This is a genomic window from Achromobacter sp. Marseille-Q4954, assembly GCF_943737025.1.
Lineage (GTDB): Bacteria > Pseudomonadota > Gammaproteobacteria > Burkholderiales > Burkholderiaceae_B > Achromobacter > Achromobacter bronchisepticus_A.
The window spans coordinates 878,946-891,592 of record NZ_CALSFQ010000002.1 but is presented as its reverse complement, the minus strand read 5'-3'; the positions used below and the strand labels follow the sequence as shown (position 1 = coordinate 891,592).

Annotated in this window: 11 protein-coding genes; 4 read left to right on the top strand and 7 right to left on the bottom strand. The window is 67.8% G+C overall.

Annotated features, from left to right (window positions below):
• Positions 1-96 precede the first annotated feature (96 nt).
• From NGK62_RS22120 to NGK62_RS22110, 3 genes are all read left to right on the top strand, one after another.
• Positions 97-711, top strand: coding sequence for a ferritin-like domain-containing protein (locus tag NGK62_RS22120; RefSeq protein WP_251880397.1), 615 nt, complete (start codon positions 97-99; stop codon positions 709-711).
• Between the two features lie 9 nt (positions 712-720).
• On the top strand, positions 721-3,114 hold the full coding sequence (locus NGK62_RS22115) for a catalase (protein WP_251880395.1): 2,394 nt from the start codon (positions 721-723) through the stop codon (positions 3,112-3,114).
• Between the two features lie 151 nt (positions 3,115-3,265).
• Complete coding sequence (locus NGK62_RS22110; protein ID WP_251880393.1) at positions 3,266-3,820, top strand: lipid-binding SYLF domain-containing protein; 555 nt, start codon at positions 3,266-3,268, stop codon at positions 3,818-3,820.
• Between the two features lie 23 nt (positions 3,821-3,843).
• Here the strand turns inward: NGK62_RS22110 and NGK62_RS22105 are convergent, their stop codons facing one another.
• Complete coding sequence (locus NGK62_RS22105) at positions 3,844-4,824, bottom strand: Bug family tripartite tricarboxylate transporter substrate binding protein (protein WP_251880391.1); 981 nt, start codon at positions 4,822-4,824, stop codon at positions 3,844-3,846.
• Between the two features lie 14 nt (positions 4,825-4,838).
• Positions 4,839-6,260, bottom strand: coding sequence for a M20 family metallopeptidase (locus NGK62_RS22100; protein ID WP_251880388.1), 1,422 nt, complete (start codon positions 6,258-6,260; stop codon positions 4,839-4,841).
• A gap of 113 nt (positions 6,261-6,373) precedes the next feature.
• Between NGK62_RS22100 and NGK62_RS22095 the strand changes: the two genes are divergently transcribed.
• Positions 6,374-7,285 (top strand): LysR family transcriptional regulator, encoded by a 912-nt coding sequence (locus NGK62_RS22095; RefSeq protein WP_059379643.1) that lies wholly within the window; start codon positions 6,374-6,376, stop codon positions 7,283-7,285.
• Between the two features lie 33 nt (positions 7,286-7,318).
• Here NGK62_RS22095 and NGK62_RS22090 read toward each other — a convergent pair whose 3' ends face one another.
• From NGK62_RS22090 to NGK62_RS22070, 5 genes are all read right to left on the bottom strand, one after another.
• Positions 7,319-8,293 carry a Bug family tripartite tricarboxylate transporter substrate binding protein gene (locus tag NGK62_RS22090; protein ID WP_059379644.1) on the bottom strand — a complete coding sequence of 325 codons (975 nt, stop codon included), beginning with the start codon at positions 8,291-8,293 and terminating at the stop codon, positions 7,319-7,321.
• A gap of 114 nt (positions 8,294-8,407) precedes the next feature.
• The gene (locus tag NGK62_RS22085; RefSeq protein WP_251880386.1) at positions 8,408-9,556 is read right to left on the bottom strand and encodes an FAD-dependent monooxygenase; all 1,149 of its coding nucleotides are present in this window, start codon (positions 9,554-9,556) and stop codon (positions 8,408-8,410) included.
• A complete protein-coding gene (locus tag NGK62_RS22080) occupies positions 9,553-10,029 on the bottom strand; it encodes an acyl-CoA thioesterase (protein WP_059379646.1) in 477 nt (158 codons plus the stop codon). Before NGK62_RS22080 ends, NGK62_RS22085 begins: the two co-directional genes overlap by 4 nt.
• Positions 10,016-11,704, bottom strand: coding sequence for an AMP-binding protein (locus NGK62_RS22075; protein ID WP_251880384.1), 1,689 nt, complete (start codon positions 11,702-11,704; stop codon positions 10,016-10,018). Before NGK62_RS22075 ends, NGK62_RS22080 begins: the two co-directional genes overlap by 14 nt.
• 24 nt (positions 11,705-11,728) lie before the next feature.
• On the bottom strand, positions 11,729-12,628 hold the full coding sequence (locus NGK62_RS22070; protein ID WP_251880382.1) for a VOC family protein: 900 nt from the start codon (positions 12,626-12,628) through the stop codon (positions 11,729-11,731).
• Between the last annotated feature and the right edge of the window lie 19 nt (positions 12,629-12,647).

Below are 12,647 nucleotides of genomic sequence, written 5' to 3'. Positions count from 1 at the left end.
ATCGCGCGGACCGGGCATGGCGATTGCTGGGTAGGCGCTCCATCCGCATATCCGCCGCAGGCATGCGCGGATGCCCATCCAGAAGAGGAGCGCCCAATGAAACGCAAAGCCGGAAATGTCTCGCAAATCGAGGAACTGCTGTACCAGGCCCTGGAAACCGAAATTGGTGGCCTGGCCGTGTACGAAACCGCCGTGTCCTGCGCGGTGAACGAAGATCTGAAAAAGGAATGGCTCGGCTATCTGGAAGAAACCCGCACGCATCGCCGGGTGCTGTTGACGGTGTTCGAGCAGCTGGGCCTGGACCCGCAGGCGCAACCGCCGGGCCGCCAGGTCGTGCGCCACATCGGCGAGGCGCTGGTGAAGGCCATGAAGATGGCGATCAGCGCTGGCGATCCGGACGCCGCCCAATTGGTCGCCACCGAATGCGTGGTGCTGGCCGAAACCAAGGATCACGCGAACTGGTCCCTGATCGGCGTGATTGCCGAACAGCACAGCGGCGACGAGGCCAAGGTGTTGAAGCAGGCTCACGACGCCGTGGCAACGGACGAGGACCATCATCTCTATCACACGCAGGGCTGGTCGCGCGAGCTGTGGATCGAATCGCTCGGATTCCCCGCCGTGCTGCCGCCTCCCGAAGAGGTCAAGCAGGTCGAGACCGCCATCGGCGCCTCGCGGGCCGAGCAGGCGCGCGGCAAGATGCTGAGCCACTAGGAGATTGCGATGCCAGCCAAGAAAGCAGCAGGCAAGGGCGGCGCGGGCGCGGCCGTGGACACTGCCTATCTGAACACGGACAGCGGCCCGGCGTCCGGACCCGCGGGCAAGCCCAGCCACCCGGCGCTCAAGCGCGCCGCGGCCGTGGGCGAAACGGCCGCCGCGATTCCCCACAATGCCGGCAAGGCGGCGGAGTACGGCGAAGAAGGGGCGCGCTGCCCCTATGCCGGCGCGCACGTCGCGGCAGCGGATCCTTCCGCGACGGCCAGTTCGCTGTCCGAAACCGAGACCTCGGCCAAGACCGGGGGCGCGGCCGCGGCCGGCGTCAATGCGGCCGACGGACGGCTGGAGCGCGTGCGCGCCGATGCTGGCGGGCAGATGCTGACCACCAACCAGGGCGTGCGCGTCAGCGATAACCAGCACTCGCTCAAGGCGGGCCTGCGCGGGCCGGCTTTGCTCAAGGACTTCATCCTGCGCGAGAAGATCACGCATTTCGACCACGAGCGGATTCCCGAACGCATCGTGCATGCGCGCGGTTCGGCGGCGCACGGCTACTTCGAATGCTACAAGCCGCTGACCGGCCTGACCGCCGCGTCCCTGTTCGCCGAAGCCGGCAAGCTCACGCCGGTGTTCGTGCGCTTTTCGACGGTGGCGGGCGAACGCGGCTCCAAGGACACTGCGCGGGACGTCCGCGGTTTCGCCGTGAAGTTTTATACCGACGAAGGCAACTGGGATCTGGTCGGGAACAACATGCCGGTCTTCTTCATCCAGGACGCGATGAAATTCCCGGACCTGGTGCACGCCGTCAAGCCCGAGCCGCATCATGGCATGCCCCAGGCCGCGTCCGCGCACGATACCTTCTGGGACTTCGTGTCGCTGATGCCGGAATCCACTCACATGCTGATGTGGCTGATGTCGGACCGCGCCATTCCGCGCAGCTACCGGATGATGCAGGGCTTTGGCGTGCATACGTTCCGCTTCGTCAACGCCGCGGGCGAGTCGCGGCTGGTGAAGTTCCATTGGAATCCCATTCTCGGCACGCATTCGCAGGTGTGGAATGAAGCCGTCAAGGTGTCTGGCGCGGATCCCGACTTCCACCGCCGCGATCTTTGGGAGGCGATCGACGCCGGCAATGGCCCGCAGTGGGAGCTGGGCGTGCAGGTGTTCACCGAGGAGCAGGCCGAAGGCTTCAGCTTCGACGTGCTGGACGCGACCAAGATCGTGCCCGAGGAGCTGGTGCCCGTGGTGCCGGTGGGGCGGATGGTGCTGGACCGCAACCCCGACAACTTCTACGCCGAGACGGAGCAGGTCGCCTTTTGCGCCGCCCACATCGTGCCGGGCCTGGACTTCACCAATGACCCGCTATTGGCAGGGCGCATCCACTCCTACGTGGACACGCAGATTTCGCGGCTGGGCGGCCCCAACTTCCATGAAATCCCGATCAATGCGCCGCTTGCGCCCGTGCACAACAACCAGCGCGACGGCATGCATCGCCAGGCCATCCACCGCGGCCGCGTGGCCTACGAGCCCAACTCGCTTGCAGGCGGCTGTCCCTTCCAGGCCGGCATGGAAGGCTTCGTGTCGTTTCCGGAGCCGGAGACGGGCGACGAACTGCGAGGGCATCCTGAAAAATTCGCCGAGCATTACAACCAGGCGACGCTGTTCTATGAAAGCCAGGCGGACTGGGAAAAGCGCCACATCGTCGACGCCTATGCCTTTGAGTTGAGCAAGGTCACGGTGCCGGCGGTGCGCCAGCGCATGGTCGCGTCGCTGCGCAATGTGTCCGAAGAACTGGCGCGGGGCGTAGCCGACCAACTGGGCATGGGCTTGCCTGCGCCCTTGCCGCGGGCGATCGAGCTTCCGCCCAAGCCGGAGGTCGAGGTGTCGCCGGCATTGTCGTTGGCCGCGCGCCCTGGCGACGGCGGCATAGCCACGCGCAAGGTCGCAATCCTGGTGGCGGAGGGCGCGGATGGCAAGAGCGTGTCAGCCGTGGCCCAGGGCCTGATCGCGGCGGGCGCCATTGTGCGGCTGGTCGGGCAGCGCATCGGACCCGTCCCGGCGGCCGGGGGCGGCACGCTGGATGCCGACGCCTCCCTGGACAACCATCCTTCGGCGCTGTTCGATGGCGTGGTGGCGGCGGGCGGCGAGGCCGCCGTGGCCCGCCTGGAATCGGACGGACGCGCGCTGGAATTCCTGCGCGACGCCTACCGCCATGGCAAGACCTTGATGGGCATGGGCGAGGGCGTGCAGTTGCTTGCCGCGGCGGGCCTGTCCGCCGATCCGGCGGATGGCGGACTGCTGACGATGGACGCGACGGCCCCCGCCAAGAGCGTGTCGTTCTTCATCGAAGCCCTGGGCCGGCATCGCCACCCGCAACGGGAGACTTCGCCGCCCAGGTTTTGACGTGGCCTCGGTGGCCGGGTGCGCATGCATCTTGACAAGGCATCGGCGCCTGCCAATACTCATTCAGCAAGTCGGGGCGAGCGCGTCGGCGCTTGCCGTCCTTTTCCTTTCGAGATCAGGGGGCTGTATGCGTCGCGCATCCGTTTTGCCTATGAGTATCCGCGGCTGGCTTTGGGCCAGCCTTTTTTTGTGGGTTGCCTGTTTCTTCCTCGCGCCGCAGGCCAGGGCGGAGTCCGCGGCAGAGCTCAGCCGGGAAGCGCAGGGTGCGCTGGATCGCCTCTACCAGCAGGAACCCAAGACGCGTTTACTGGGCGACAAGGCGGTGGGCGTACTGGTGTTCCCCCGCATCCTGAAGGGGGGGCTGCTGGTCGGCGCGGAAACCGGCGACGGCGCGCTCATGCGCGGCGGCAAGGTCCAGGCCTACTACAACATATCGGCCGTATCGTTCGGTCTTCAGGCCGGCGCGCAGGAGTTCAGCTATGCGCTGTTCTTCATGAATGAGCCGGCGCTGCGGTACCTGGACCAGAGCGACGGCTGGTCGCTCGGCGCCGGCCCCAGCCTGGTCGTGGTGGACGACAGCTATGCCTCCAGCATTACCACCACCACCCTTAGCCAGGACGTATATGCCGTGCCATTCGGCGGACAGGGACTGATGGCGGGCATGGGCCTGGAAGGGTCCAAGATCACCCGCACCCAACCGGACTGAGGCCAGGCGTCAGCCCGCCGCGGCTAGTCCAGGGTGATGCCGGCGCGGGCCGCCACTTCAGAAAAGGTGCGCAGTTCCTTCGTGATCTGCGCCTTGAAGGCCGGGGCGGGCAGATACACGGGATCGAGCGCCAGGTCGGCCACCGATTTGCGCACCTGCGGGTCTTCCATGATTTCCGCCACGGCGCGGCTCAGGGTGTCCACCACGGGGGCCGGCGTGCGCGCCGGCGCCACCAGCGCGTACCAGCCCACGAAGGAAACATCCGCCATGCCGGCCTCCGCGAAAGTCGGCACATCGGGCAGTTGCGGCATGCGGCGTTCGCCCGTCACGGCCAGCGCGCGGACCTTGCCGGCGCGGACCTGCGGCGCGGCGGAGGACACGGTGTCCACGCCCAGGTCGACCTCGCCGCCTATCATGGCCGTGACCAACTGCGCGCTGCCCTTGTAGGGCACCGGCAACATCTTGGCGCCCGCGGCCTCGGCGTACATCTCGCCGGCCAGGTGCGGCGCGGACCCGGGACCGAAGGTGCCGTACATCAGGCCGCCCTTGGCGCTTTGCTGCCGGGCCAGCGCCGCCGCTTCCTGCACGGTGCCGGCCGCCAGGCCGTTCTTGGCCAGCAGCACCACGGGCGCCATGGCGACGATGGCGATGTGTTCGTAGCTCTTTTGCGGATCGTAGGGCAGGCCGGGCTTGAGCGCCGGCAGCACGGTATAGGTGGTGCTGCCCGACAGCATCAGGGTGTAGCCGTCAGGCTGCGCGCGCGCAGCCGCTTCCGCGCCGATCACGGTGGATGCGCCCGGGCGGTTCTCCACGATGACCGGCTGGCCGAACTTGCCGGACAGCTTGTTGGCCAGCAGCCGCGCCACGGCGTCGGTCGCGCCGCCCGGCGTGAAGGGCACGACGATCTTGATCGCCTGTTCGGGATAGGCGGCATGGGCGCCGCCCGCATGCGCGGCGGCGGCAAGGCTTGCGGCCACGAGGGCGGCGCGGAGTTTGACGTTCATGTCGGAGATCCCGGTCACTTGGTGTTGGAAGACGGAGTTGCGGCCGCCAGGCGCAGGGCGCTGCCCTGGTCGCCCAGGTCCCAGAACAGGCCGGCCATGATGGCCAACCCCTCGCGGGCGACGCTGCCCAGCAGGTGTTCGCTGGGTGCGTGCTGGGCGCAGGCGGGATAGGAATGCGGCACCCACAAGGTGGGCAGGCCCAGCTGGTCGGCGAAGATGTCGTTGGGCAGGGAACCGCCCAGGTTCGGCAACAGCGCCGGCCGCTTGCCGGTGCTGCGTTCCAGCGAGGCCGCGGCCCAACGCACCCAGGGATTGTCGGGCGACAGACGGGTGGCGCCGGCCTGCATGCCGATGCGCACTTGCACGTCCTCGAAGCCCGCCGCGCGCAGATGCTCCTTTACATGCGTTTCCAGCGCCCGCCAGTCCGTGCCCACCACGAATCGCAGCTGGCACCAGGCCACGGCTTCGGGCGGGATGGCGTTGACCGGCTTGGCCGGATCGCCGGCGCCAAAGGTCAGGACGTCCAGGCTGTTCCAGCCGAACACTTTTTCGGGGGCGCTCAGCCCGGGTTCGCCCCACCAGGCGTTGATGTCGGGGTCGTCCTCGCCGCCGCCGACTTCCAGGTCGGCCAGCGCCTCGGCCACCGCGTCCGGGATGGGGGGCGGACGCAGGCCGGGCACCGTGATGCGGCCGCGCGCGTCCACCAGCGTGGCGATGGCATGCGCCAGCACGATGGCGGGGTTGGCCAGCAGGCCGCCCCAGTTGCCCGAGTGATAGCCGCGTTCGCGCGCATGCAGCTTCAATTCGAAGTTCACCGCGCCGCGCGAGCCCATGAACAGGGTGGGACGCCGGGCGCTCAGGCGCGGGCCGTCGCTGGCGATGAACACGTCCGCCGCCAGGGCCTCGCGCTGCGCCTCGCAGAAGGCGGCCAGTCCGGGCGAACCCGCTTCCTCGCCGGTTTCGATCAGCCAGATCGCGTTGAAGCCCAGCGCGCCGCCGCGCGCGGCGATGACCTGGCGCAAGGCTTCCAGGTTGATGCTGTGCTGGCCCTTGTTGTCGGCGGTGCCGCGCCCGTACCAGCGGTCACCCTCGACCTGCAGGCGCCAGGGATCGCGGCCGGCTTCCCAACGGGCGGCATTGCCGCGCACCACGTCGCCATGGCCGTACATCAGCACCGTGGGCAGGCCGGCCTGCTCGATGCGCCGCGCCACCAGGATGGGCAGGTCGGCGCCCGAGGGATTGGGATGCACCTCGCAGGCGAAGCCCAGCTCCTTGAGCAAGGGCAGCAGTTCTTCATTGAGGTAGGCATGCTGGGCCGGCGCCTGGTCGGGCACTTCGCTTTCCGTCGCGTAGGCGACGCGACGGGCCAGCGCGGCATGCAGGTCGCCATTGTCGTAGGCTTGAACGGCTTGGAGCAGGGCTTGTTCGCGTGTCACTTGGGCGGCTGGGATGCTGAGGGAGGCACAAAGTTATTACGCTTCATAACATGCCACAATTAGATAATTAGCATTATTTGGTTGCCATAAAGGCATGGGTAAGAGGGGCCGTCATGATTTCGCTGGGCTTGAGGTACTTCCTGGAGGTCGCGCGCTGCGGCTCCATCGCGGGCGCCGCGGCGGCGCAGCACGTGGCGGCCTCGGCCGTCAGCCGGCAGATCGCCAAGCTGGAGGACGGGCTGGGCATCGCGCTGTTCGAGCGGCAGGCGCGCGGCATGGAACTGAGCGAGGCCGGCCGCCAACTGGCGGCGTACGCCAATGCCGCCGCGCTGGAAGCCGAGCGCGTCACCACCGAGATCCGCCAGCGCAGCCACCTGGGCGACGTGACCATACGCCTGGCCTGCACCGAGGGTTTCGCCCACCGATTCCTGCCCATGTGCATGGCCGAGTTCAAGCGGGTGCGGCCCGAGGCCCGCTTCCATCTGCATGTGGAGCGCCCCGAGGAGGTCAGCCGCCAGATCCTGGAAGGCCTGTCGCAGCTGGCGCTGCGCTACACCACCGCGCAGGACGACCGGCTCAAGACCGAATTGCTGGTGCGCGCGCCGGTCTATGCGGTCATGTGCCGCAACCATCCGCTGGCCAGCCGCCGCAGCCTGAGCGTGCGCGACCTGACCAAGGTGCCGCTGTCGCTGGGCGACCATGGCACCACCGTGCGGCAGCTGTTCGACGCGGCCTGCGCCAATGCCGGGCTGCATATCGAGCCGGCCTATGTGTCCAATCATTCCGCGGCCTTCCTGCCCATGCTGCCGGGCAGCGACATCGTGGCGCTGTCGGGCTACCTGACGATGCTGGGACAGCGCGACGGCGAGGGCTTGGCGGCGGTGCCGTTCAGCAATCCGGAAATGCGGCAGCGGAGCATCCAGGTCCTGACCTTGCAGGGCCGGACCTTGCCGGCGCTGGCGCGCGAATTCCTGGAGTTCATGGCGCAGCGGCTGACGGCCACGCCCAAGGCGCCGGAAGGGTAGCGGGGCCGCCGCGGGCAGCCCCGGGGCCGTGCCTCAGTCCAGCGAGATATTGGCCTCTTTGACCACGGCCGCAAAGCGCGCCGAATCGGCGTCGCGGGCCTGGGCCAGCGCGGCGGCGTCCTGCGGCCAGGCGTCGAAGCCATAGGTTTCGAAGCGTTTGCGCACGGCGGGCGTGACCACGGCCTGGGCGATGGCGGCGTTGATGCGCTTGACCACGGCATCCGGCGTGCCCTTGGGCGCGAAGGCCGCGACCCAGGTCTTCAACTCGAAGTCCTTGGGGCCGCCGGCCTCGCTGACCGTGGGCACGTCCGCGTAGGAACCCAGGCGGGACGGCGCCGCCAGCGCCAGCAGTTTGACGCGCTTGGCCTGGTACAGGTTCTGCACCGTGGCCGCCGTGCCGAAAGCCCAATCGACTTCGCCATTGGCCACCGCCGTGTAGAGCTGGGCCAGGTCCTTGAAGGGCACGTGCGTCATGCTGGTCTGCGTGGCGGTCTGGAACATGGAGGTGCCCACGTGCGCCACGCTGCCCATGCCCCAGGTGCCGTAGGTCAGCTTGCCGGGCTGGGCCTTGGCCGCCGCGATCAGGTCGGTGACGTTGTTCCAGGGGGACGAGGCCGACACCACCATGAAGAAATGCGTGGTGTAGATCGGCGCCACCGGGACGAAATCCTTGACCGGATCGAAGGGCAGGCTGCGGTAGAGCTGTGGTTGCAGCGTCATGTGGGTGTTGTCCACCACCGCCAGCGAGTAGCCGTCGGGCGTGGCGCGCTTGACCTCGCCGATCGCCAGCCAGCCGTTGGCGCCAGGCTTGTTCTCGACGATGAGCGGCTGCTTCCAGGCCGCCGTGAGCTGTTCGCCCAGCATGCGGGCGACGGCGTCGGGGCCGCTGCCCACCGAATAGGGCAGCACGATGCGCACCGGCCGTTCGGGGTACTTGTCGGATTGGGCCTGTGCCGAGGCGCAGGCCAGGGCGCCAGTCAGCGCCAGGCACCAAAGAGTATTTTTCATGTCTCCTCCACTTTCCATGGATGGTTTTTGCGGCGCTTCCCCGCGCCGCTTATCGTTGAGGCCGCAAGCGCGGGTGCGCCGCGGCCGGGTACTCACAACAAAACAGTGCGCAGCTCAGGACACGGCCGCCGCCTCCGGGTGCAGCGCCTCGTAGGCCGCGGCGAAGCCCGGATCGCGCTGGCGCAGGTCGTCGTGGCTGACCTGGCCCGTGCGGCGCATGTAGTCGTAGGCGAAGGACACCGGGTCCAGGTGCATCTTGTCGGCCACGTTCTCGTACCAGTCCAGGCTGCGCGCGGCGGCGCTCTGGAAGTTGGACGAAGCCGGGCGGCGCTGCGTCTCGAAGTGCGCGAACGCGGCCTGCGTGTCGTCGGGATGCTGCGTGAGGCCTTGATGCAGCGCGATCGCGTCCTGCATCGCCATGCGGGTGCCGGAGCCGAGCGAGAAATGCACGGTGCGCAACGCGTCGCCAAGCAGGACGATGTTGCGGTGCGACCAGCGCTCATTGCGCACGATGTTGGCCTCGAACCAGAGCGAACGGTTGCCCAGCAGTTCGTTGGCGCCCAGGTCGGCGCGGAATACTTCTGCGCAATAGCGGCGGCTTGCGTCCTCGCTGGCCGCGTCCAGGCCGGCGCGTTGCCAGGTGTCCGGGTCCACTTCCACCAGGAAGGTGCTGAGGTCCTTGCTGTACTGGTAGCTGTGCGCGATGAAGATGCCGTGGTCCGTTTCGCGGAAGATCAGCGACACCGGATGAAAGCGCTGGCGCGTGCCGTACCAGGCGAACTTGTTGCGGCGGCGTTCGAAGCTCGGCCGGAAGTGTTCGGCGTACTGCTTGCGCACGGCGCTGTTGCTGCCGTCGGCGGCCACCACCATGTCCACTTCCGCGGCCAGCCGCTCCACGTCGTCGATCCGCTGTTCATGCAGGATCTTGACGCCCGCGTCCAGGCAGGCGCGCTCCAGGACTTCCAGCATGTCGATGCGGGCCGTGCGCGAGAAATGGTTGCCCTGGACCTGCACGCGGGCGCCCTGATGGATGATTTCCATGTAGTCGCAGCGTTCGTGGTGCGCGACAAAGGCCTTGAAGAATTCCGGGTCGGCTTCGCGCAGGAAGGACAGGCCGATGTCCGAGAACACCACGCCCCAGCCGTAGGTGGCGCCGCGCGGGTTCCGTTCGTACACGGTGATTTCATGCTGCGGCGCATGCTTCTTGGCGAGCAGCGAAAAGTACAGGCCGGCGGGGCCGGCTCCGATGACGGCGATCTTCATTTGGCTTCACTCCTGTTTGCTTCGGCCTGCGCGCAGGCTTGCTGATATGACTGCAGCGCGCCGCGCAGCGCGGCGGGCACTTCGATGGCGCGCCGTTCGCCGCGCGCCACGCAGATCGGGGTCAGCCTGGCGTCGAACGCCGGCTGGCCGCGCACGCTGCCGGCCACGTGCAGGGTGTAGGTGCGGGTGCGGATTTCCTCGACCCTGACGCACATGTCGAATTCCTCGTCGGGCCACAGCGAGGCCTGGAAGTCGAAGGACAGCGCGCGCGTCGGCGTGCCGAAGCCGTGCTCATCCTTGATGCGCTGCGGCGTGCCGTTGAACAGGTGGCCGTAGAACAGTTCGGCCGCTGACAGCACGTATTCGCCAAAAGTGACGGTGTAGACCACGCCGGCGGGATCGCAGTCGCCCCATTTGACGCGGCGGCGCACGATGAAAGGCGTTTCGCTCAAGACGTATTCAGTGCTGGTCATTGCCGTTCTCCCGGGCCTTTGCGGCTTCCTGATTGAGCATTTCCGCGACGCTATGGCGCAGGGCGGCCTTGTCGAGCTTGCCGACCTTGGTGACGGGGAAGGCTTCGATCTGCTCGATGCGTTCGGGGCATTTGTATTTGGCGAGCCCCTGGCCCGTGAGGAAGTCCGCCAGTTCCGTCAGGCCGGGCGCCGCGTGGCCAGGCCGGACGATGATGAAGATGCAGCCTTTCTCGCCGTAGAAGGGGTCGGGCATGGCCACCAGGCGCGCTTCGGAAATCGCGGGATGCGCGCCGACCAGCGCCTCGACTTCCTCGCAGCCGATCTTCTCGCCGCCGCGGTTGATGTTGTCGCGTAGGCGGCCTTCGAAGGCGTAGCAGGTTGCGCCATCGACCAGGCGCGCCGTCATCATGTCGCCGGTGCGGTAATAGCCGTCCGAGGTATAGGCCGAGGCGTTCGCCGCCGGGGCATCGAAGAATCCGGGCAGCGTGGCGGGGCCGCGGAAGCAGAGTTCGCCCATCTGGCCTTCGGCCACCGGTTCCTCGGTGCCGGGCGCCAGCAGGCGGATGTCGTCCTCGGGGCAGCCCGAGCGGCCTTGCGTATGGTGCCGCTCGTACTCGGACGCGTCGGCGGGCGAGCCCAGCAGCAATCCTTCCGTGATGCCGAAGAGGTTGGAGCAGGGCACGTTCAGATGCGCTTCGAGGCGGTCCGCGGCGCTCATGGTGATGAACAGGCGCAAGGAGGACAGGTCGTAGTTCGCCAGGTCGGGAAAGGCCATGATCTGCGGCGCTATCGGCCCGATGGACATGGCGCGGGTGACGCGGTGGCGTTCGATCAGCTCCAGCATGCGCGGCACGTCGACCCGCGGCATCAGCACCGCGGACACGCCCATGGCGATGACGGGGATCAGCACATAGACCTGGGCCGCGTTGTGCAGCAGGGGCAGCGCCCAGATGATGCGGTCGTCGTCCTGCATCTTGTAGCGCCGGGCGCAGGCCAGCGAATGGCCCAGATACTCGGCGTGGAAGCGCGGGATGATCTTGGGCATGCCGGTCGTGCCGCCCGACAGCTGGAAGCTCAGCACGTCCTCGCAGCCGGGTCCCTGGTCCGCCAGGATGAGGCGGGCCTCGGCCAGCGGCATCGCATCGAGCAGCGCATGCAGGGACTCGCCATGCGGCGAGTCGCCGCGCGCCACGACCAGGTGTTCCAGCGTGTCGCTGGCGGCCAGCATGCCGGCGGCAAAGGCCGGCAGATCGAACTTGCCGAAGTCGGCCTGCACGAAATAGCCGCGGGCGCGGGTCTGGCGCGAGAGCTGGCCGATCTCCAGTTCGCGGTGCTGCGGCAACGAACAGACCGGGACGATCCCTGCCTTGTAGCAGGCCAGCAAGGCCAGCGCGGTTTCCAGCGTGGTGCCCATCTGGAAGATGGCGCGGTCCGCGGGCGCCAGGCCCAGCTTCAGCAAGGCGGCGGCCAGCCGGTCGGTCTGTTCGTCCAGTTCGCGAAAGCTCAGGCTGCCTTCGTCGATGATCAGCGCGGTGCGTTCGGGGCAGCGCCGGGCCGTGGCGTGCAGCGCCGCGCCCACGGTCGAATGCTCCCAGGCGCCGCTGGCGAAATACTGGCGGGCGCGCTCGGGGTGGTGGTAGATCACGCCCTCTATGGGGCGGCGTATATCTCGCATGATGGTCTCCTCCTGGCCCGTGTCTCAGTGGCGCGCGGCCGAGATCCGGACGCGGTCCCGATCCAATACGTCGATCGTGCCGCTGACGCCGCCGGTGAACAAGCCATACCAGACGGCGGGCTTGAGCCCCAGGGCCTTGCGCTGGAACTCCACCGGGCCGTCGGAAACGATGCAGTCGAAATGCTCGCCCGGTACCACGGTGCAGTTTTCGCGTCCCGAGGCGTCCTCGACCAAGGACGAAAACTCCTCGACGCGCGGCACGAAGATCCGCACGGGCGGCTCGGCGCCGCCATCGGCCAGCTCCAGCCTGTCTTGCAGCAGCGCCGCCTTGCGCGCCCAGACGTCGTCGATGTGCTGGATGCGTCCGCCAGCCGATTCCGCATCGGCTTCGGCCTGCATGGCCGCCTGCAGCGTCAAGGCGGCGTCGATCGCGTCGACTTCGCCCAGGGGCCGCAGCTTGCGTGTGAATTCGATGAAATAGCCGTTGGGATCGCGTACGTAGATGGATTCGATCACTTCATGGCGGGTTTCGACCGAGACTTCCAGCCCGGCATCCTGCAGCTTCTGCTTCCAGGCCTTGAGCTCGTCCTCGCTTTCCACCAGCCAGGCGGTATGCGTGGCGTCGAACACATGGTCTTCGGGCAGCGGCCGCATGCGGCTGCGTCCGCGCAGCGCTTCGGGTTCGTCCGAGCCCAGGTAATAGAAGAACGCGATGGTGCTGCCCTGGCCGCTGTCGAAGAAGAAATGCAGGAAGTCCGGGTGCGTGGCGGGACCCCAGCCGCGCGCCGAGATCACATGCACCAGCGGCAGGCCGAGGATGTCGCGGTAGAAGGCGACCGTTTGGCGCAGGCGCCAGGTGGGCCGCGCCGTATGGTCCACCCCGTGCAGGCGCAGGGGGGCGGGGGTCTTGGGAGTTGCAGTCATGACTTGCTCCGTCGGCATT